Source organism: Streptomyces sp. NPDC107559 (assembly GCF_055657365.1).
On record NZ_JBVKBD010000015.1, the window covers coordinates 149,528 to 169,159 of the forward strand.

Here is a 19,632-nt window from a genome sequence, read left to right on the forward strand (position 1 = left end):
GGCTCAGCCCGCGCCGGATCCGCTGGTGAACGTTCCGTCGGTGAAGCCGCCGTCGGTGCCGGGCGCGGAGGGGGAGAGGTGTGTGGAGATGCTGCCGAGGCCGGGGGCGCTCACACCGCCGCGCATGTGCTCGGTGCCGCCGGTCATGCCCGCGCGGCCACCACCACCGCCTTCGCCGCCGTCGCCCCCGCCGGGCTCTCCACCGCCGCCGCCTGGACGGCGTCCGGTGTTCTCCTGGCTGCTGCCGCCGCCGTCGCCGCCCCCGGGTTCACCGCCGCCGCCGGGTCGCCGACCGGTGTTCTCCTGGTCCCCGCCGCCGCCGCTGCCGCCTTCGCCGCCGCCTTCGCCGCCGCCTTCGCCGCCGCCGGAGCCGCCACCGCCGGAGCCACCGTCGTGACCGTGACCGCCGCCCTCTTCGCCGCCCCCGCCGGAACCCCCGCCGTCACCGCCACCGGAGCCGCCGTGGCCACCGCCCTCACCGCCACCGGAGCCGCCGTGACCGGAGCCACCGTCACCGGTTCCGCCGCCGCCCTCACCGCCGCCGCTGCCGCCGCCTTCTCCGCCGCCGCTGCCGCCCCCCTCACCGCCGCCGGGTCGGCGTCCGGTGTTCTCCTGGTCGCCGCCGCCACCGCCGCTGTCTCCGCCGCCGCCCTCACCGCCGCCGCTGTCCCCACCGCCGTCGTCGCCGCGGTCGTAGATGCCGCCGTGTCCGAAGTGGCCCGCGTCGCCGCCCTCGCCACCGAATCCGCCACCGTGTCCGCCGAGGCTACCGAACCCGCCGAGGCCGCTACCGGATCCGGCACCGCCGTCCCCGAAGCCACCGCCGAACCCGCCGTCGGCGCCACCGTCGCCGAACCCGCCGTCCCCGAAGCCACCGCCGAACCCGCCGTCGGCGCCACCGTCACCGGGCCCACCGCCGAAGCCACCGCCGAACCCGCCGTCCCCGAAGCCGCCGTCGGTGCCACCGGCTCCGAAGCCGCCGTCACCGGAGCCCGCGTCCCCGAAGCCGCCGAAGTCCCCCAAGCTGCCGTCGGGACCCCCACCGTCATGCCCACCGAGCCCGCCGAGGTCCGACCCGGCCTCGTTCCCGAACCCCCCGAAATCGCCGAACTCGCCGAATCCGCCGCTCACATCGACCGGTGAATGCTGGGCCAGCCCTCCGCCGAGCAGGCTCTGGGGACCGGTGGTGGAGACGTCGAGGCCGTCGGCGCCCGCGTGGCCGTCGGCAGGAAGCGCCAGGTCGGTCGTGTGCTCGACGGAGGCCTGGTCGCCGGGTACATGGTCGACCGGGACATGCGCTGCGTCATGGTGGGCCAGCGCGTGTGCGGCGCTCCCGAAGAACAGGGACGACTTGGACAGTCGTGGGTCGAGTGCGGCCGGCCCCCCGGTGGCGCCGGACTCGACGCGCAGGGCGCGGAGCTCGTCGACCTGAGCGGGTGTCAGGCCGAGTCTTCGGGCCACCTCCTCGGTGTCACCGTCGAGTTCGGCCCTGAAGGCCGGGTCGACGGCAAGTCGGGTCATGGCATCGCGAAAGGCGTGGTCGGTCATGTCCTCGGGTCTCCGTGGGTCTGCGTACGCTGCGGTCCGTTCCCGGCGGAGCTGAGGATCCCCCTGGCCGGCGGCAACTGCCCTTTCCGGCCACCCCCACCGATGCTGCACCGACGGTTATAAGGGGCGTGGCATGACCCGCGCAAGGCCGGGAGCTGGACACTCCAGTGAAATATGCCTCCGGAAGGGTCGGTTGTCTCGGCCGTGCACCGCTCTGATACGGCCACCGGTGAGACCGTCGGGTCGGCTCGCTCGACCGGCCGGTCCCCGGGCTTCCCGCGGTCAATCGTCCGGGTCGGTCTCACCCAGCCTGCGCTCGATCTGCCTGCGCGACGTGATGCCGAGTTTGCGGAACACCCGGCTCATATGGAACTCGACGGTCGAGGTGGTGATGAACAGCTGGCCGGCGATCTCCGCGTTGGTCAGCCGCGACGCGGCCAGCATCGCCACATGACGTTCCTGCGGGGTGAGGTCGAATCGGGTGTCGGCGGTTCGTTTGCGTGCCGTCTCCCCGGTGGCCAGCAGCTCCGCCTTCGCCCGTTCGGCGAAGGGCACGGCTCCCCAGGACTCGAAGGACTCGAAGGCGGACCGCAGTTGGACCCTGGCGTCGGCACGACGTCTGCGGCGGCGCAGCCACTCGCCGAACAGCAGGCGCGACCACGCCAGGTCCACCGCCACCGGAACCTTCTCGAGTTGCGCGATCGACTCCTGGTACAGCCGCTCGGCCTTGTCGCCGTCGGTCATCAGGGCCCGGCAGCGGGCGAGCAGTCCCAGCGCCCACGGGGTCGCGGCGAGCGGAGCGCGTTCCTCCATGCGTTCCATGGCCAGGGCGGCGGCCCCGGGATCACCGGCCCGCAGTCCGGCCTCGACCATTCCGGCGAGATTGATGTCGCCCAGGACCATGGGGTGGTCGGCGAATATGGTGAGCTGGGCGTCGAGTGCTTCCCGGTAGCGCCCGCAACCGATCTCGAAGATGCTCAGGGCCTGGGCGGCCCACCGGTACGTCACTCCGGTGCCGTGACTGTCGGACATGGCGCGCATCGTCGCGACGGCGGCCCGCAGTTCGGCTTCCCGGCCGGTCCAGGCGTACAGCAGGGCCTTGTGGAAGTCTCCCGACCTGAAGTACCCCGTCGCGTTCATGTAGTCGTCCGACTCGATGAAGCAGCTTTCGGCGGCGGCGAACCGGCCGTTCCAGATCTCCGCCTTGGCCAGGGCGAGCAGGGCCAGGCTGAGCCCGTAGAGCGCGCCGCGAGCGCGGCCCGCCGCCACCAGCTTCTGCAGGATCTCCCGCTTGCCCTCGATGTCCCACACCTCGTCGCCCGCGATGCTGACCATGACGCTGAACGCGTCCTGCTCGTGCAGATCGTCGGCGCTGCGCAACCGGGCCAGGGCTGCCGCCAGGGCCGGGGCCCCCGCCGCGTAGCCGTGGGCGATGGAGCGCGCCAGTGCCGCCATCAGCGGATCGGGACTCCCGGCCGGCATCGCCGCTTCGTGCCAGGCGGCGGCAGTGGCTTCGGCGACTTCGCGGGGTGTCGTCCCGGTGATCATCCGGCCGCCGATGATCGCGGCCTGCATCGCCTCGCGCAGCAGGTCCCAGCGTGCCGTCGGATCGGTGGTGGTGAGCTCGGCCGCCGCGTCCAGCAGCATCGCGGGCACCTTGCGGGGGCGGGCGCGGAGCATCTCGACGGACGCCCGCAGCCGAGTCGCCTGAACCCGGGCCACCGGGCCGCTCAGGTGGGGAGTGGCGAGTTCGAGCAGCGCCTGGACCGCCGACAGGTTGCCGGAGGTGAGGTGCGCCGCCGCGGCGTCGAGATACCGTTCGGCCCGTTTGGCGGGATGTGCGGTCAGCTCCGCCGCCCGCGTGAGGACCAGGGCTTGTTCGGAGTATCCGCCACGAGCCTGGGCCAGTTCCGAGGCGGCTTCGAGTTCCGCGGCCACGTCGTCGTCCGGGCCGTCGGCCGCCTCGGCCAGATGCCAGGCCCGGCGCTCGGGGGCGCTCGTGGCGGCCAGTGCCGTCTGGACCCTGCGCAGCTCGTCCGCGGACGCGGCCGAGTGGACCGCGGAACGGATCAGCGGGTGGCGGAATTCGGCGGTGGTGCCGCGGTTGAGTATCCCCGCGGCGACGGCGGGTGCGGCGGACCGGATGGACAGCCCCAGCGCGCCGGCGGCACGCCACAGTGCCGCCTGGTCGTCCGTGGGCGTCGCGGCCATGAGCAGGAGCAGGGTCTGGGTGTCGGCGGGCAGCAGCGCCGCCGCCCGCCGGAAGTGTTCCTCCAGCTGCCGGTTGACCGGCAGCGGCTCGGGCAGCGGGGTGACCCCGGCCAGCCGTTCCGAGCCCAGGTTCACCGCCAGTTCCAGGAGCGCGAGCGGGTTGCCTCCGGTGCCGGCGACGAGCCGCTCGGCGACCGACTGGTTCAGGTGCCCGGTCACACGGGCGCTCAGCAGGGCCCTGGCCTCGTGGCCGGCGAGCCCCTCCAGCCGGATTGCGGGCAGATCGCCGAAGACAGCGAGGTCGCCGGCGCCCGCGCGCCCGGCGAACAGCAGCCCGAGGCAGTCCGCGTACAGGCGTCGGCCCACGAATGCCAGCGTCTCCGCCGACTCGCGGTCCAGCCACTGCACATCGTCGATCAGGCAGAGCATCGGCGCGGCCGTGGCGGCGTCCGAGAGCAGCGTCAGCGTGGCCAACCCGACCAGATGACGGTCGGACGGTGGTGCGTCGGTCAGCCCGAACGCGGCGTTCAGGGCGTCACACTGGCGTTGCGGCAGGGCCGGCAGCCGGTCCAGGCAGGGCCGCAGGAGCCGGTGCAGGGCTCCGTAGCTCAGCCGGGTCTCGGCCTCGACACCGACCAGCCTGACGACCGTCAGGTCCTGGGCGGACTCGGCTGCGTACCGCAGGAGCCGGGATTTGCCGACGCCCGCGTCTCCGTGGAGCACCAGGACGCCGCTGAAGCCGTCACGGACCGATGCGAGCAGCCTTCCGATCGCCTCACGCTCCGCGAGCCGGCCGACCATCGGCGGACCGGGTGCGGAGGGAACGTCGGACCACACCATGACAAGCCCCTTCGTGATGCAGTGACCGGCTCGGGCGTGGGCGCGCTCGAAGGGCGGGCGGGCGTCGCGTCCGGGTCGCGGCCGCTGGTCCTGCCGTTCGCGTGCGGTGCGTGGCGGGCTGTCCGCCCTGTGGGAGCGCTCCCATGATGCAGCGTTTTTTCTATCGTGCACTCTCGCTCTGGACTCCCGGGCCGGAATGCTCGCGTCCGTACGGCATGCGAGCCGCTGCTGCCAGGCGGGGGCAGGTGTGCACGAGGACTTCCCGGTGCTCCGGTGGGAGAGGCCGCAGCGGGGCCGGCGCGTCGACCGGGGCCGCCATTGTGGCGGCGTGGTCGTGCTGTGCCAGGCCGTGGTGTTCCGTACCCGGGGACTCGTGACGGAAGGCGGCGCTGCGCATGGCAGGACGTGCCCACGGCACGCGGCCCCCGGCCGAACAAGAGTGGGCGCCGTCCGACGGGCCCACTCTTGTTCGGAGCTCCTACTTGCTCAGGATGGCCGGCAGCCGCAGGTCGGCCTCCAGGGGCGCGGAGTCGCGCGGGCGGCGGGCGAGGACCCGCGGGTCGTCCGGGGTGAAGACCGTGGCCGGCGCGGTCGACGGGTCAGAGGGACTCGACGAGACCGCCGTCGATGACGAAGTCGGCCCCGGTGATGTTCGCCGCCGAAGGTCCGGCGAGGTAGAGCACGAGATCGGCCACCTCGGACGGCCGGCTGAAGCGGCCGGTCACCGACTGGCCGGCCGCGCCGCGGGCCACCTCCCGCGGGTCGACGCCCCGGGACCGGCCGACCGCGGCGGCCACACCGCCGGCCCCCTGCCACAGCGCCGTCTCCACCGGGCCTGGACCGATGGTGTTCACCCGCACACCGCGTGGACCCACCTCCTTGGACAGGGCCTTGCAGAAGTTGGTCAGTGCCGCCTTTGCCGCGCCGTAGTCGATGACCAGCGGGTCCGGCAGCCGGGCGTTGACGGAGGAGACGGTGACGATGCAGCCCGCCCCGGTGGCGAGCAGATGCGGCAGGGCGGCCCGGGTGGTGCGGACGGCGGCCATGAGATTGACCGTGAACGTCCAGTCCCAGTCCGCGTCCGTCGTGCTCAGGAAACCGTCCACCCGCGGTCGTACCGCGCCCACGTTGTTCACCAGGACATCGACACCGCCGTGGACCGCGACGGCCTCGGCGACCAGCGCCGACGGACCGTCGGGTGACGCGAGGTCGACCTCCACGACGGTGAGTTCAGCACCCTGCTTCACCTGCTCGTCGAGGGCGTCGGTACGTGACCTCGACGCCGCGACGACGCGGGAGCCGGCCGCGAGGAAGGCCTCCACGACGGCCAGCCCGATGCCGCGCCCGGCGCCGGTGACCACCACCGTACGTCCCGCCAGGCCCGCGTCGGGGCCGGACGTTCCGGTGGCCTCGGGCGGCCGGGGGCTCATCGCCCGGGCTCCTGATCCTGCCGCCGCAGCCAGGTCAGTACGGTGTCCGCGACCTCGCGCCAGCCTCCGTCGATCGTCAGGGAGTGCCCCCGGTCGGGGAAGCTGATGATGTCGGTGACGGCCTCGGAGTGCCGGTACTGCTTGAGGGTGGCCCGGGTGACGGCCTCGGGCACCGTGTGGTCCTTGCCGCCGGAGATGAGCAGCAGCGGACCCCGTCCGCTGTTGTCCGTGTCGACCTTCGCCGGCGAGTGCGGGTCGAAGTTGGCGGAGGCGGCCTCGTACAGCGGCTTGCCCGGTGCCGGTATGGTCCAGCGCTCGTACAGTGCCGCCGATTCCTCCTCCTCGATAGCGTTGCCGAACGCGAACCGGAACTGTTCCGCGGTCAGGGAGACCGACCGGTGCTTGTTGGCCGGGTTCTTGAAGACCGGGAACGTCGCCCTCAGCGCGGACAGCGGCAGCGGCAGTACGCCCTTGATCTGCGCGGCGTCTATCGCGACCGCCGCGGCGGCGCGGTCCTGGCCGAGCAGCTTCTGCGCGATCATCCCACCGAAGGAGTGACCGATCAGGACGGGCCGCACCGGCAGGTCCGCGATCAGGGCCGCGTAGTGCTCGACCACGTCGTCGATGCCGTGTCCGGCGATGCTCTCGGGGTTCTGGCGCGCCTCCTCGACGGTGTCGGGGTCGCCGGGCCAGCCGGGCGCGGACGGGCTGTAACCCTGCTCGCCGAACAGGTCGATCCAAGGCTGCCAGGAGCTGCTGTGCAGCCAGAGTCCGTGGATGAAGACCACGGGACGCGTGACGGTCATGACGACGCCTTTCTCGCGGGGGCGTACCGAGCCGGTCGTGCACACGAAACCGGGAACCCCGCTGCCCTCGCACCGGGGTGACACCCCAGAGGTTCAGGACCCGGACACCGGACGGCTCTTGGAGCACCGGCGCATGAGGCGACCATGAAGCCCGTCGGTGCCTTCCTCGCGCTCGCTCGGACGAGCGGGACGCCCGGCTCGGCGCGGAAGCCGTCCTCGGCCGCGCAGCCGGCCGCCACTGCCGCTCGCTCACCCCGGGCCGACGGCGTGACCCGCTGTCCTGCGGACGGCGGGGATCAGGTCCGCGATCCGTTCGAGCTGGTCGCGCTGAGTGCGCAGATCCAGCGCGGCGAGCCGGACGACGATGTGCCGGGCGCCGGCGGCGACGTACCGGTCCAGGCACCGGAGCACCTGGTCGGCGGAGCCGGTGACGACGGCCTGGATCCGTTCCAGCTCCTCCAGGGGCATGCCGTACGTGGCCCGCGCGTAGGCGTCCGTCGCCCGGCGTCCGTGCTCGACGTCGTCGTCGATCCGTACCGAGACGAACAGCGCGGGGGTGATGTCCTCGGCTGCCCGCCCGGCGTCGACGGCCGCCCGGCGGGCCTGACGAAGGCCGGCCGCGTAGTCGGCGGGGTCGGGCGGGTAGGGCAGCCAGCCGTCGTACGACCGGCCGGTGCGGGCCAGCGCCGCAGGGGTCGCGCCGCCGAGCCAGACCGGCGGGCCGCCGGCCCGGTACGGCCGGGTCGCGGGCGGGATGTCGGCGAACCGGAGGATCTCGCCGTGGAAGGAGTCGGCGCCGTCCCACAGGGCCCGCCACAGCGCGACGGTCTCGTCCAGACGGGCGAAACGCCTTTCCCACGGCAGCTCGGACAGCGCGTAGAGCGGGCGACCGAAGCGGCCGGGGAAGCCCGCGCCGACGGTGACGATGAGCCGGCCACCGGACAGCAGGTCGACCGACGCCAGTGACTGCGCGGCCTGGACCGGCCGCCGCAGGAACGGCATCAGCGCAGCCGTGCCCAGCGTCACGGTCTCGGTCGCCGGAGCGAGCGCGGCCAGCATCGTGAGCGCCTCGATGCGCGGGCTGATCAGGGAGTCGTTGACGAACAGCGAGGAGAAGCCCAGGCGTTCGGCCTGCCGGCCGAAGGGGACCAGCTCGCGAGGGTCGTCGGCCGCGCCCCACTGGGCGGTCGCGGTCGGAAGCAGTACACCGATGTCCATGTCGGTGATGTTCACGTCGGGTGCGGCCGGCGACAATTCCCTGCGGGGAATGGCCCAGGACCTTTCGCCGCCGGTACAACAGGCCGGTGAGCTTTCCCCGTGCGCTTCGCGAACGCCGTATCCGCCGTCATCTCAGCCAGCTCGACCTGGCGCTTCGGGCGGGCACCACCCAGCGCCATCTCAGCTTCATCGAATCCGGCAGGTCCGTCCCCGGCCGGAACATGGTCGTGCGCCTGGCCGAGTCGCTGGAACTGCCGCTGCGGGAACGCAACGAACTGCTGCTGGCGGCGGGGTACGCACCCGTCTACCCCGAGAGCGCGCTCGACGACCCGGCGCTGGCGCCCGTGCGCACGGCGATCGACCACATCCTGCGCGGCCATCTGCCGTATCCGGCGCTGGTGGTGGACCGCGGCGGCGCTCTGATCGCCGCGAACACCGCGTTCGACCTGATCACCGAGGGGGCGGCGCCCGAGCTGGTCGGTCCGGGCACCAACGTCTACCGTCTCGCGCTGCATCCCGACGGCCTGGCCCCCCGCATCCGCAATCTCGACGAATGGGCACGCCACGTCCTGGCGCGCCTCGGCCACCTGGAAGAGTTGCGCGCCGAACTCGCGGCGTACGTACCACAGTTGGGTGTGTCCTCCGGACTGCTCGGCTTCGCGGTCCCGCTCCGCCTGCGGTCCTCGTACGGTGAGCTGCGCCTGATGACGACCGTGACCACCTTCGCCACCGCCGTCGACGTGACACTGGCCGAGCTGAAACTGGAGGCGTTCCTGCCGGCCGACGCGGCGACGGCCGAGGCGCTCGCGGCGGCCGCCGGGCCGAGAGGTGAGGTCCCTGGAACGACTGACGTCGCTGCCGGTCCGACGGGCGCCGCTGCTGCCGCGGCTCAGCCGCCCGGGAACATGTAATCGGCCTTGATCCGCCCGTCGTCGTCGAGCACGAGCATCTCCAGGCCGCCGCCCACCACGTCGCCGGTCTCGGCGGACACCGTCTGCCAGCCGAACTTGACCACGCCGTCGAGGCGAACCGCGTCGGCGCGGGCCCGGAAGGTGAATCCCGCCTTCGCGACGAACCGTTCGTAGCTCCGCGTCACTCGGGATTCGATGGCGTCGTAGCCGCGAGCCTCCAAAGTGCTGTGGGCGAAGCCGAGTTCCGCGGCGAGCCGCCTGATCCCCGCGGGTGGGTGAAGGATGTGTCTGCCGTCCTCGGCCCACAGCCGCTCGATGGCCGCGCGCCGTTCGGCGGCGTCGGCCAGTGTCCATTGAGCCATGTAGCGGTCGGCCAGGTGCTGCGGGTCGATCTCGATCACGTGAATCTCCTTGCCGGGCTGGTCGCTTGGGACCGGATCGTGCGACGCGCGGTGGAGACCGGCAATTCCCGGCAGGGAATGGGCTCCGGTCCGTCATCTCGTCGAACGGCCGGACTGCAGGAAGGCCGACGCCATGACCGCAGCGTGCCCCCAGGTTTCCCCTTGTCCTCTGCCCGCCCTCCTGTTTATAGTCGAAGTGACTATTAAGGAGTCGCTCGTGAACTGGAACCTCAGCTGGACCGAAGCGCTCGGCTTCGCCACCGGCGCCCTCTGCGTCTGGCTGGTGGCACGGCAGCACATCGCCAACTGGCCGGTCGGCATAGCCAACAACGTCTTCTTCATCGTGCTCTTCCTCCAGGCCGGCCTGTACGCCGACGCCGGCCTCCAGGTCGTCTTCATCGCACTGGCCGCCTACGGCTGGTGGACCTGGGCCCGCGGCGCCGGACCGGTCACCGCCGGCGCTCTGCCGGTGCGCCGCACCACGGCTGTCGAATGGGCCTGGCTCGCCGCCGCCGGAGTGCTGGGCACCGCCGCCCTCACCCTCCTGCTGGACCGGGCCACCGACTCCACCGTCCCCTTCTGGGACGCGCTGACCACCGCGCTCTCCCTGGCCGCCACCTACGGCCAGTGCCGCAAGCTGCTGGAGTCCTGGTGGCTGTGGATCGCCGCCGACCTGGTCTACATCCCGCTGTACGCCTACAAGGGCCTGTACCTGACCTCCCTGCTGTACGTCGGTTTCCTCGCCCTGTGCGTGGCCGGCCTGCTCGGCTGGCGGCGCACCCTCGCCGCCGGCCCCGCCACCGCCACGGCGGTGACCGCATGAGCGCCGCCGCCCGCCGAGCCCGCCCGTACCGCCACGGCCTGGTGCTCGGCAAGTTCTATCCGCCGCACGCCGGCCACCACCACCTGGTCCGCACCGCCCTCGCGCAGTGCGACCGGCTGACCGTCCTGGTCTGCGCGGCCTCCGTGGAGTCGGTACCGCTCGCCGACCGGGTGACCTGGATGCGCGAGGCCCACCCGGACGCCGAGGTCGTCGGCGCCGTCGACGACCACCCGGTCGACCTGCACGACCCCGCGGTCTGGGACGCCCACATGGCCGTTTTCCGCACGGCCGTCCCTGACCCGGTGGACGCCGTGTTCACCTCCGAGTCCTACGGCACCGAGCTGGCCCGCCGGTTCGGCGCGGCCGAGGTTCTGGTCGACCTCGACCGCACCGCGTACCCCGTCTCCGGCACGGCCGTGCGCAAGGACCCGGTGGGCTGCTGGGCGTACCTCGGCCCGGGCGTGCGCGCCGCCCTCGCCCGGCGCGTGGTCGTCCTCGGCGCCGAGTCCACCGGCACCACCACGCTCTCCCGGGCCCTGGCCGCCCACTACCGCGCCCGTGGCGGCATCTGGACGGACACCGGCTGGGTGCCCGAGTACGGCCGCGCGTACAGCGAGGAGAAGCTCGCCGCGCTGCGCGGCACCGATCCCGCAGCCGACTGGTCGGAGGTGGAGTTCACTTCCGAGGAGTTCCCCGTCATCGCCCGCCGCCAGGACGCCGACGAACAGCAGGCGGCCCGCGCCGGCTCCCCGGTGCTCTTCTGCGACACCGACTCCTTCGCCACCACGATCTGGCACGAGCGCTACCTCGGCACGCCCAGCCCCGAGACCGCGGCCGTCGCCGACCGCACCCCGCGCCATCTGTACCTGCTCACCGACCACGAGGGCGTGCCCTTCGAGGACGACGGCCTGCGCGACGGCCCGCAGCTGCGCCCGTGGATGACCGGCCGCTTCCGGACGGAACTGGAGCGCACCGGCCGCCGGTACCTGCTGGTCACCGGCAGCCACGAGCAGCGGCTGCACACCGCGGTGGAGGCGGTCGACGGCCTGCTCGCCGAGGGCTGGCACTTCGCCGACCCGCTTCCGGAGCACCGCTGACGACCGCCGCGCCGAAAGGCTTCAGGTCGAGCAGGCCTCCACCGTCGATGAGCCGCCCCAACCGCCGACGCTGTCGGACGCAGTCCTCTGCCTCTCCATCTCCTGCTCCCTGCGCTGGGCTGCCACGCCGGGGATGACGGCGACGGCTTCGGCGAAGCGCTCCTGACCGATCAGCAGTTCGGCCAGGTCGGTCGCGGCGCGTGTGCCGGGCAGTGGGCGCAGGAGCGCGATCGCATCCTCGACGCGGCCGTCCTGGGCGAGGAGCCAGGCGATGGTCAGCTCGCGGTCGTCGACCTCGTCGGCCGGCAGCGCCTCGACCTGCGCGATCGCCTCCCGGGCGCGTCCCGCGTCGCCCATCAGCCACCACCGATTGGACCGCAGCCAGTACGCCTCGTTCTCCGCGAGGTACTCGGGGCTGCGTCCTTCCGTGAGTTCGATCGCCTTGTCGTGTTGGCCCTGTTCGGCGAGCAGGATGAGGGCTGCCTGGAGAAGGTTTCCGTCGTAGAGCTCGTCGAACGTGTGCCCCACCGCATCGATGGCGTCGTCGTAGCGACCCTGGCGGATGAGCAGACCCATCAGGATGCTCTCGGACCAGCCCGGATATTGGCCTGCCATGCAGTCGCGCAGGTACGCCTCCGCCTCTCCGGCTCGGCCCAGGTCCTCCAGCACCTTCACGTACGGACTCGCGGCGGTGTACTGGTGGCTGCCGGTGGCGAGGTCGCGCAGCTCCTCGACCCGACCGTGCCGGGCCAGCAGCTCGACGTAGAACATGACGGTGTTCTCCGGTCCGTACCGGCGTGCGGCCACGTCCGCGCCGAGCAGCCGGATCGCCTCGTCGACGCGGCCGGACCGTTCCAGGACCCGGGCCTGTGCGGACAGGGCCTCCCACAGGTGACCGGACGGAACGGGCGGTGCCTCCCGCAGATCACGGGCGTCGCTCTGCCCCTGGAAATGCCGGAAACCCGCGGCGAGCGGGGTGAGCACCTCCAGCACCCGGTCGTCGCATCCTTGCCCGTCGGTCATCTCCACGAGGCTCCGCAGGATCCATCCTTCACGCAGTAGGTACGGGCGCAGCGCGTCTATCGCCTCGTCCGCCCGCCCGGCCCGGACCAGCACCTCGGCGTAGTCCCGCCAGGCCTCAGCACCCTCCTGCCCCCGCCGGCCGGGGTGCGCCAGCTCCAGCGCCTGTTCGACACGGTTCCACCGCACGAGGACATCGGCCCCCGTCCGCACGGCCCGCTGCCAGCCCGACGCCGCGAACGGCTCCACGACCGTCCAGGCCCGCCCGAACTCCCCTGCCGCGCACAGCCCTCGTACCGCACCCACGGCGCAGAACCAGTCCTCGCGTTCACGCGCCGCCTCCACCAGGGTCTCGAGGCCCCCGCGGTCCAGGATCTCGTCCACGAGCCGCGGCAGGACACCGCCGAGACGGGTCGACTGCCACTGAAGATCATCAACATTCACGGGGGCACCCTAAGCCCGTCCGGAGAACGCGCCGGCGGTCGTGGACGGCGAAGGCGAAGACCGAAGCGAAAGCGGAGCCGGCCCGGATCTGCGTGATCCGGGCCGACCTCCGCCACCGCTGCACAACGCTGCCGTGCCGCCGTCGTAGGGCTCTGCCGTCAGGCGGATTCCTCGGCGGGGTGCTCCTCGACGCTGTGGGAGTCGGTGAGGCTCAGCGCACCCCCGGCCGCGATCAGGCCGACGACGACCGCGAGCAGGGCGTAGGTGATCCGTTCGCCGTGGAAGAACGACGCGACGAGGTCGCCGCTCCAGGTGCCGGCGGGGAGCTGGGTGGTGACCAGCGCGGCGATCAGGGTGCCGACGACGGCGGTACCGACGCTGGAGCCGACCTCCTGCGCGGTGTCGTTGAGGGCGGCGGCGATGGAGGTGCGGTTGCTCGGCATCGCGTCGACGAGCGCGACCGCGCAGATCGTCATCACGGTACGCAGTCCGACGGTCATGAACACCATGCAGGCGGCGATGGCCGCGTACCCGTGGTCGACGCCCCAGGCGAGACCGGCCAGCGAGCCGGCCAGGCAGGCCGCGCCCACCAGGCAGGCGACGCGGTGGCCGAACCGGCGCGCGAGCCACTCGGACAGCGGAGTCGCGGCGAGCATCGTCACGATGATCGGCAGATTCGCCAGGCCGGCCCGCACCGGGCTCCAGCCGTAGGCGTACTGGAAGTGCAGGATCAGCCCGAACATCACGCTGGCCATCGCGATGGACGTGCCGATCTGGGCGAGGGCGGCGCCACGGACGGTGCCGTTGGAGAAGAGGCGCAGGTCCAGCATGGGTGCCGCGCTGCGGCGCTCGTGCCGGATGAACGCGACCGCGGCCGCGACGGCGCCCGCGATCGACGCGAGGGTGGCCGTGGAGAGCCAGCCGTGCTCGACACCGCTGGTCAGCGAGTAGCAGGCGAGCCCGATGGCGCTGACGCTCAGCGCGGCGCCCGGGATGTCGAGCGCGTCCTTGGTCAGGTCCTCCGGCCGGTCGGCCGGGACGCCGAGCCGGACGCCGATGCACGCGATCAGCGCGATCGGGGCGTTGACGACCAGCAGCCACTCCCACCCCACGTGGGCCAGCGCGGTACCGCCCAGCAGCGGTCCGAGGACGAAGCCGGACATGCCGACGACGATCATCACCGTCATGGCGCGCATCCGCAGGGCCGCGTCGTCGAACAGCCGGAAGACCAGTGAGTTCGTGATCGGGGCCATCGCCGCGGCGGCGATGCCGAGTACCGCCCGCAGGGCTATGAGCTCGCCCGTCGTGGAGACGAGGACGACACACAGGCTCACGGAGCCGAACATGGCGAGTCCGGCCAGCAGCACCCGACGGCGGCCGAGCCGGTCGGCCATCGACCCGGCGGTCAGCAGCAGCCCGCCGAAGGTCAGCGAGTACGCCCCGGTGACCCATTGCAGCGCGGTCGTCCCGCCGCCGAGGTCACGGCCGATCGTGGGCAGCGCGATCGACAGCAGCGTGTTGTCGACCATCTCGACGAAGAAGGCCAGGCAGAGGGCAGCAAGGGGAATCCACGCCGCGCGTAGGGACGGATAGGTGCGTGTTGACGGGGTTTGCAGCGTGGCGGTGGTCATGGCAATCAGTCCTCTTCATCCCACTTCATCGAACGACGTACGGTTATCGAACAGTGTACGATGCGATACGATAGAACAGCGTTCGGTACGACGCAAGAACGGTGGGAGAGAACGGTGGAAAGGGAGCCATGACACGCCTGCAGACCCGCTCGGGCGGGGGACGTCGACGGGCTTCGCACTCGATGGAGTCCGTGCTCACCGAGGCGGTGGCCCTGCTCGACGAGGCCGGGGCGCCCGCACTGACCTTCCGGGCGCTCGCCCAGCGCCTCGGCGGCGGCGTCGCCAGCATCTACTGGTACGTGGCGAGCAAGGAGGAACTGCTCGACCGCGCCACCGACCACGTGGTGGGCGCGGTGCTGGCCGACATCGAAGACCTTCCGGGCAGCGACGACCCGATCGACGACCTGCGCGCGATGGCCGTGCTGCTGTTCGACGCGATCGTGCACCGCCCCTGGCTGGGTGCCTACTTCATGCGTAACACCGACGTCCAGGGCAACTCCCTGCGCCTGTACGAGAAGCTCGGCCGGCAGACCCTTCGTCTGGATCTCACCGCGCGGCAGCGCTTCCACGCCGTGTCCGCGATCGTGGGGGTCGTCGTCGGCACCGCCGTCGACATGGGCCAGGAACCGCCCGAGGAGATCCTCGACGGCGCCGTGAGCCGTGAGGAGTATCTCGGCCGCTTCGCCCAGACCTGGCGGGAGCTCGACCCCGAGGAGTTCCCGTTCGTGCACGAGATCGTCGACGAGTTCGACGGCCACGACGACGTCGACCAGTTCCGCTCCGCCCTGGAACTGACGCTGACGGGCCTCCGCCTGCAGGCCGGAGCCTGAACGTCCCGTCTGCCTTTGCCGGGCGGGGCGGGCGCGTTCCAGCCGTGACGGCGAGGCCGGTCGATGCCTCGCCGCGCGGTGAGCGCACCCGCCCCTGTACGGCTCAGCGGCCGGCGAGCGCCTTCAGCGTGGCCTCGGCCGTGGCGACGCTGGACTGCGGGTTCTGGCCGGTGACGAGGTTGCCGTCCACCACGACGGTGTCGCTCCACGGCGCCCCGGTCTCGACGACAGCGCCGCGCTCACGCAGCAGACTCTCCAGGAAGTAGGGAGTGTTCTCGCCCAGACCTCCCTGGTTCTCCTCCGCGTCGGAGAACGCGGTCAGCGTGCGGCCGGCGAACGCGAAGTCACCGTCCGGGGTCGTGGCACTGAGCAGGGCGGCGACGCCGTGGCACAGAGCGGCGACGACCGTGCCCCGGGCGTCGGCCTCCTTCAGGAGCCGCCCGAGATCCGCGTCGTGGGCGAGGTCGGCCATGGGCGCGTGGCCGCCGGGGATGTAGAGCGCGTCGTAGTCCGCCGGCTCCACCTCCGACAGCGCGAGCGGGTGGGAGAGCTGCTCGGAGATGCCGTCGAGGTAGGCGCGGAACTCCTGGGCGTCGGTCTCGGACACTCCGCCGCGGGCGTCGAGGCTGAGCGCGTCGACCGTGGGACGCACGCCCCCGGGAGTGGCTATGTCCACCTGCGCTCCGGCGGCGAGCAGCGCCCGGTGGGAAGCCGCGACCTCTTCCGCCCAGAAGCCGGTGGGGTGGTTGGATCCATCGGCGAGCTCCAAGCTGTCGGCGGCCGAGACGATCATCAGGATCTTCGACATGGAATGCCTGCTCTTCTCTGTCGACCACGCGGTGAACGTGGTGAACGTGGTGAATGTGGCGAACAGGGACCACGTGGTGAACGTGGTGCCCGTGACGCCCGTGCGCCGTGGCCCGGAGTGCCCCGGCGATCAGGACAACGGCAGGATTCATCACGGGCATGCCCCGATGCCCCACCCCATTCATAAGGAATGTGATGGGTCGGAGTTGCATACTTCTTACGACTGTGGGCGGTCGGCGCTTGGCGTCACAGGGTGCGGCCGACGCACCGCATCAGCCGCTAGAATGCGGCAGACGGGTGCTCTCCATAAGTTCTGTGATGGGAGGAGTCGCCTTGCCCGGGCTGGACCTGCTGGCGACGTTTCTCGAGATCTACCGCACCGGATCGCTGTCCGGGGCGGCCGCGCGACTGGGGGTGAGCCAGCCGGCGGTCACCGGTCAGCTGGCACGCCTTGAGGAGCAGCTGGGGGAGTCGCTGTTCGTGCGTTCGAGCAAGGGGGCGCAGCCGACGCCCCGTGCCGCGGTGCTGGCCGCGCGCATCGGTGCGCATGTCGACGGGCTGCGCACCGCCCTCGAACCCTCGCGGGAGCCGGGTGCCCTGGCCGGGACGGTCCGGCTCGGTGGCGCGGCCGAGCTGATGTCGCTTCAGGTGCTTCCCGCCCTGGCGCCGCTGTCTGCCCGGGGGCTGCGGATCCGGGTGACGTTGGGCCTTGCCGAGGAACTGCTGTCGGAGCTGGCCGCCGCGCGGCTCGACCTGGTGGTCTCCGCGATCCGCCCACAGCGCGAGGACCTGCTGGTGACGACGCTGGTGGACGAGGAGTTCCTGCTCGTGGGGCCGCCCGCACTGGCGCATGCCGTCGACGGGGAGCGGCTGTCCGACGACCCGGTCGCCGCACTGTCCCATCTGCCGCTGGTGGCCTACTCGGAGGATCTTCCGATCGTCCGGCGGTACTGGCGCACCGAGTTCGGGCGGCGGCCGCCCAATCAGGTCGCGGTCGTCGTCCCTGACCTGCGTGCCGTGCTGGCCGCGGTGGCCTCCGGCATGGGGATCTCGGTCCTGCCCCGCTATCTCGTCGCCCCCGCGCTGGCCGCGGGCGAGGTGGCGCTGATGCACCGGCCGGTGGTTGAACCGTTGAACACCCTGTACCTGGCGTCCCGGCGGGACGCTCCGGCGAATCCGGTCCTCACGGCCGTGTGGGAGCAGTTGACCCGGGCGGGACGGGAGTGGGGGAGCCTCTGATCGCTTTGTCGTGTTTGTGCGGTAATCCGCTGGTGAATTAGACTGCCTGCGTGGGTTCTCGCGCGTTCCGTACCTTCGGGCTCGCCAGCGGCTGAAGACTCGCCATGAGCGAAAAGACCGAAGAGATGGAGGGAGACGTCGTCCGACGCGGCGACGCCGCCTACCACGACACCTGGTCCGCCATGCTCTGGAACGGCCTCAAGCCGCAGCGCTTCCCCGATCTGATCGTCCGCGTCGCCTCCGAACGCGATGTCCCGGCCGCCGTCCGGCTGGCCCGCTCCGAAGGACACCGGATCGCGCTGCGCTCCCACGGACACAGCTGGTGCGGCTCACCGCTGCGCGACGACGGCATGCTCATCGACCTCTCCGCACTCAACGCCTGCGCGATTGAACCGACTTCGCGCACCGCAACCGTCCAACCCGCGCTGAGCGGACGTGAGTTCGTCGCCGCGCTCACCCCGTACGGCCTCGCCTTCCCGGCCGGGCACTGCGGACCCGTCGCCCTCGGTGGCTATCTGCTCAGCGGCGGCCTCGGCTGGAACTCGGGCGCGCTCGGCCCGGCGGCCGCGAGCGTGCGGGCCGTCGAGGTGGTCACCGCCGACGGCACCACCCTCACCTGCAACAGCGCGGAGAATCTCGACCTGTTCTGGGCCGCCCGTGGCGCCGGGCCCGGCTTCTTCGGCGTCGCCACCCGCTTCCAGGTGTCGCTGTACGACTGCCCGACTGCGATCGCCGAGACCTCGTACGTCTTCCCGCTGACCGAGGTCGAGCCCGTGACCCGCTGGGCCATCGAGGCCGCCGAGAGGCTCCCGGCGAACGTCGAGGCGTCCTTCATGCTCGCGACCGCCTCCCCGGAGGTGACGACGGCGAGCCCGAGGCCCAAGACGATCAGCTTCACGGGCACCGCATTCGCGCACACGCCACAGGAGGCCGCCCGCTGCCTGGAACCGCTGCGGGACTGCCCCCTGGCCGACCGCGCCCTGTACCGGAAGGCCGACCGGCCCGCGACCTTCGAGGAGCTGTACGAAACGGCGTCCTCCTCCTGGCAACAGGGCCACCGCAATGCCGTGGACACCCTGTGGTCGGACACCGGGTACACCACCCTGCTGCCCGCCCTCGCCGCCACGGTCGCCGCAGCCCCGTCCGAACAGTCACTGGTCCTCGCGCCTCTGTGGCCCGCCTCGCGTGACCGCGCCCTCGCCGAGGACATGGCCTTCTCGATCCTGGGCGAGACCTATCTCGCCCCCTTCGCGATCTGGGACGACCCCGCCGCGGACGCCGACAACATGCGCTGGCTGCAGGACACCATGCGCATCGTCGAGCCGTACGGAACCGGCCACTACATCGCCGAGACCGACCTCACCGCCGATCCCTCCCGGGCCCGCCGCTCGTACACCCCGGCTGGCTGGGAGCGACTGCGGCAACTGAAGGCCGCGTACGACCCGGAGCACGTCTTCCACTCCTACCTGACGCCCTGACACCGGCATCCCGGGGGCCGGCGCCCTCAGCGGAGGCGGCGTACGCGCAGCACCACGTCGTCGGTGTGGTGCGCGCCGGCGCCGCCGTCGGGGGCGACGCGTGGCCGCTGCTCGTCGACCTCGATCTCCCAGTCGTCGGTGAGCAGTTCGGCGACCATCGAGGGCCAGACGTAGTCGGCCGGGTCGAAGCCGCTGTCGTTGGCCTGCTGGTTCTCCATCCCCGCGTGGTGGACGAGCAGCAGGATGCCGCCGGGCGCGACGGCCGCGAGCAGGGCACGCTCGGCGGCGGCGTCGGGGGTGCGCAGCAGGGCCGGGTATTGCGCCGAGACCAGGTCGAAGGAGGCCGGCGCGAGCGTCGAACGGGTGAGTTCGGCGTGGATCCAGCGAACGGTGACGCCGGCGTCCCGCGCGTGGCCCGCCGCCCGCGCCAGCGCCACACCCGAGACCTCCAGAGCGGTCACGTCCCAGCCGGCGCGCGCGAGCCAGACGGCGTCCGCGCCCTCGCCGCAGCCGACGTCGAGCACGCGCCCCGGTGCGAGCCCGGCGACCTCGGCCACCAGCGCACCGTTGGGCTGTCCGCTCCACAGTTGGTGCCGGTCGGTATAGCGGTTGTCCCACTCCGCCCGTACGGCCGGGTCCCCGAGGTATCCGTCGGCGGGGGAGGGGAGGTCGGACACAGGCGATTCCGTTGCGATGTTGTCGGTCACCGGCCCACCGTCGCCCATCGGGTCGCGACTCGGCCAGTACTGTTGCCGGTCCGGCAAAACGGCGTCCCCGGGGGTGCCGGAGACGTCCGACTCGTTCGGCGCCCGTACCGCCGCCCGGCCCCGCACCCCGCGGCGCCGACAGGTCCGGCCCGGTCCCGCGGGGTGCGGGGCCGGGCCGGAGGGGCTGTCGG

Annotated in this window: 18 protein-coding genes; 8 read left to right on the forward strand and 10 right to left on the reverse strand. The window is 72.2% G+C overall.

The features are described 5' to 3' along the window. Positions 1-3 precede the first annotated feature (3 nt). On the reverse strand, positions 4-147 hold the full coding sequence (locus tag ACZ7OY_RS33940; protein ID WP_471915013.1) for a hypothetical protein: 144 nt from the start codon (positions 145-147) through the stop codon (positions 4-6). Between ACZ7OY_RS33940 and ACZ7OY_RS33945 the strand changes: the two genes are divergently transcribed. Both ACZ7OY_RS33945 and ACZ7OY_RS33950 read left to right on the forward strand, forming a co-directional pair. Next, positions 127-1,143 carry a hypothetical protein gene (locus tag ACZ7OY_RS33945; RefSeq protein WP_471915014.1) on the forward strand — a complete coding sequence of 339 codons (1,017 nt, stop codon included), beginning with the start codon at positions 127-129 and terminating at the stop codon, positions 1,141-1,143. The genes ACZ7OY_RS33940 and ACZ7OY_RS33945 overlap by 21 nt on opposite strands. Further along, entirely contained in the window at positions 1,144-1,671 is a 528-nt protein-coding gene (locus ACZ7OY_RS33950; RefSeq protein WP_471915015.1) for a hypothetical protein, read from the forward strand. It abuts the gene before it with no gap. Positions 1,672-1,830: 159 nt separating this feature from the next. Here ACZ7OY_RS33950 and ACZ7OY_RS33955 read toward each other — a convergent pair whose 3' ends face one another. The 4 genes from ACZ7OY_RS33955 to ACZ7OY_RS33970 all read right to left on the reverse strand — a co-directional run bounded on the left by ACZ7OY_RS33955 (position 1,831) and on the right by ACZ7OY_RS33970 (position 8,053). Beyond that, complete coding sequence (locus tag ACZ7OY_RS33955) at positions 1,831-4,599, reverse strand: helix-turn-helix transcriptional regulator (protein WP_471915016.1); 2,769 nt, start codon at positions 4,597-4,599, stop codon at positions 1,831-1,833. 599 nt (positions 4,600-5,198) lie between these two features. After that, on the reverse strand, positions 5,199-6,029 hold the full coding sequence (locus ACZ7OY_RS33960; protein ID WP_471915017.1) for an SDR family NAD(P)-dependent oxidoreductase: 831 nt from the start codon (positions 6,027-6,029) through the stop codon (positions 5,199-5,201). Beyond that, positions 6,026-6,835, reverse strand: coding sequence for an alpha/beta hydrolase (locus ACZ7OY_RS33965; protein ID WP_471915018.1), 810 nt, complete (start codon positions 6,833-6,835; stop codon positions 6,026-6,028). Before ACZ7OY_RS33965 ends, ACZ7OY_RS33960 begins: the two co-directional genes overlap by 4 nt. A 249-nt stretch (positions 6,836-7,084) precedes the next feature. Continuing rightward, positions 7,085-8,053, reverse strand: coding sequence for an LLM class flavin-dependent oxidoreductase (locus ACZ7OY_RS33970; protein ID WP_471915019.1), 969 nt, complete (start codon positions 8,051-8,053; stop codon positions 7,085-7,087). A gap of 86 nt (positions 8,054-8,139) precedes the next feature. Here ACZ7OY_RS33970 and ACZ7OY_RS33975 point away from each other — a divergent pair, with 86 nt between their 5' ends. After that, the gene (locus ACZ7OY_RS33975; protein WP_471915020.1) at positions 8,140-8,964 is read left to right on the forward strand and encodes a helix-turn-helix domain-containing protein; all 825 of its coding nucleotides are present in this window, start codon (positions 8,140-8,142) and stop codon (positions 8,962-8,964) included. On the opposite strand, the gene ACZ7OY_RS33980 is transcribed toward ACZ7OY_RS33975, so the two are convergent. Further along, positions 8,943-9,365: a hypothetical protein gene (locus tag ACZ7OY_RS33980; RefSeq protein ID WP_471915021.1), complete on the reverse strand. Its 423-nt coding sequence runs from the start codon at positions 9,363-9,365 to the stop codon at positions 8,943-8,945. The genes ACZ7OY_RS33975 and ACZ7OY_RS33980 overlap by 22 nt on opposite strands. A gap of 217 nt (positions 9,366-9,582) precedes the next feature. Between ACZ7OY_RS33980 and pnuC the strand changes: the two genes are divergently transcribed. Then, entirely contained in the window at positions 9,583-10,188 is a 606-nt protein-coding gene (gene pnuC / locus ACZ7OY_RS33985) for a nicotinamide riboside transporter PnuC (RefSeq protein WP_471915022.1), read from the forward strand. Beyond that, positions 10,185-11,285, forward strand: coding sequence for an AAA family ATPase (locus ACZ7OY_RS33990; RefSeq protein ID WP_471915023.1), 1,101 nt, complete (start codon positions 10,185-10,187; stop codon positions 11,283-11,285). Before pnuC ends, ACZ7OY_RS33990 begins: the two co-directional genes overlap by 4 nt. A 21-nt stretch (positions 11,286-11,306) precedes the next feature. On the opposite strand, the gene ACZ7OY_RS33995 is transcribed toward ACZ7OY_RS33990, so the two are convergent. Together ACZ7OY_RS33995 and ACZ7OY_RS34000 are read right to left on the reverse strand one after the other, a co-directional pair. After that, complete coding sequence (locus tag ACZ7OY_RS33995; RefSeq protein ID WP_471915024.1) at positions 11,307-12,749, reverse strand: tetratricopeptide repeat protein; 1,443 nt, start codon at positions 12,747-12,749, stop codon at positions 11,307-11,309. A gap of 158 nt (positions 12,750-12,907) precedes the next feature. Then, complete coding sequence (locus tag ACZ7OY_RS34000; RefSeq protein WP_471915025.1) at positions 12,908-14,380, reverse strand: MFS transporter; 1,473 nt, start codon at positions 14,378-14,380, stop codon at positions 12,908-12,910. 182 nt (positions 14,381-14,562) lie between these two features. Here ACZ7OY_RS34000 and ACZ7OY_RS34005 point away from each other — a divergent pair, with 182 nt between their 5' ends. Continuing rightward, on the forward strand, positions 14,563-15,210 hold the full coding sequence (locus tag ACZ7OY_RS34005) for a TetR/AcrR family transcriptional regulator (RefSeq protein ID WP_471915047.1): 648 nt from the start codon (positions 14,563-14,565) through the stop codon (positions 15,208-15,210). Positions 15,211-15,313: 103 nt separating this feature from the next. On the opposite strand, the gene ACZ7OY_RS34010 is transcribed toward ACZ7OY_RS34005, so the two are convergent. After that, positions 15,314-16,018 carry a type 1 glutamine amidotransferase domain-containing protein gene (locus ACZ7OY_RS34010; RefSeq protein ID WP_471915026.1) on the reverse strand — a complete coding sequence of 235 codons (705 nt, stop codon included), beginning with the start codon at positions 16,016-16,018 and terminating at the stop codon, positions 15,314-15,316. A 332-nt stretch (positions 16,019-16,350) separates the two neighbouring features. Between ACZ7OY_RS34010 and ACZ7OY_RS34015 the strand changes: the two genes are divergently transcribed. After that, complete coding sequence (locus tag ACZ7OY_RS34015; RefSeq protein WP_471915027.1) at positions 16,351-17,256, forward strand: LysR family transcriptional regulator; 906 nt, start codon at positions 16,351-16,353, stop codon at positions 17,254-17,256. Between the two features lie 104 nt (positions 17,257-17,360). Beyond that, positions 17,361-18,734, forward strand: a complete 1,374-nt coding sequence (locus ACZ7OY_RS34020; protein WP_471915028.1) for an FAD-binding oxidoreductase — start codon at positions 17,361-17,363, stop codon at positions 18,732-18,734. A gap of 26 nt (positions 18,735-18,760) precedes the next feature. On the opposite strand, the gene ACZ7OY_RS34025 is transcribed toward ACZ7OY_RS34020, so the two are convergent. Further along, positions 18,761-19,441 (reverse strand): class I SAM-dependent methyltransferase, encoded by a 681-nt coding sequence (locus ACZ7OY_RS34025; protein ID WP_471915029.1) that lies wholly within the window; start codon positions 19,439-19,441, stop codon positions 18,761-18,763. Between the last annotated feature and the right edge of the window lie 191 nt (positions 19,442-19,632).

Excerpts from the sequence above, each read along its gene's own strand:
- ACZ7OY_RS34010 (WP_471915026.1), bottom strand. The coding sequence starts at position 16,018 with ATGTCGAAGATCCTGATGATCGTCTCGGCCGCCGACAGCTTGGAGCTC.
- ACZ7OY_RS33960 (WP_471915017.1), bottom strand. The coding sequence starts at position 6,029 with ATGAGCCCCCGGCCGCCCGAGGCCACCGGAACGTCCGGCCCCGACGCG.
- ACZ7OY_RS33990 (WP_471915023.1), top strand. The coding sequence starts at position 10,185 with ATGAGCGCCGCCGCCCGCCGAGCCCGCCCGTACCGCCACGGCCTGGTG.
- ACZ7OY_RS33940 (WP_471915013.1), bottom strand. The coding sequence starts at position 147 with ATGACCGGCGGCACCGAGCACATGCGCGGCGGTGTGAGCGCCCCCGGC.
- ACZ7OY_RS33950 (WP_471915015.1), top strand. The coding sequence starts at position 1,144 with ATGCTGGGCCAGCCCTCCGCCGAGCAGGCTCTGGGGACCGGTGGTGGA.
- ACZ7OY_RS33970 (WP_471915019.1), bottom strand. The coding sequence starts at position 8,053 with ATGGACATCGGTGTACTGCTTCCGACCGCGACCGCCCAGTGGGGCGCG.
- ACZ7OY_RS33955 (WP_471915016.1), bottom strand. The coding sequence starts at position 4,599 with ATGGTGTGGTCCGACGTTCCCTCCGCACCCGGTCCGCCGATGGTCGGC.
- ACZ7OY_RS34020 (WP_471915028.1), top strand. The coding sequence starts at position 17,361 with ATGAGCGAAAAGACCGAAGAGATGGAGGGAGACGTCGTCCGACGCGGC.
- ACZ7OY_RS34000 (WP_471915025.1), bottom strand. The coding sequence starts at position 14,380 with ATGACCACCGCCACGCTGCAAACCCCGTCAACACGCACCTATCCGTCC.
- ACZ7OY_RS34005 (WP_471915047.1), top strand. The coding sequence starts at position 14,563 with ATGGAGTCCGTGCTCACCGAGGCGGTGGCCCTGCTCGACGAGGCCGGG.
- ACZ7OY_RS33965 (WP_471915018.1), bottom strand. The coding sequence starts at position 6,835 with ATGACCGTCACGCGTCCCGTGGTCTTCATCCACGGACTCTGGCTGCAC.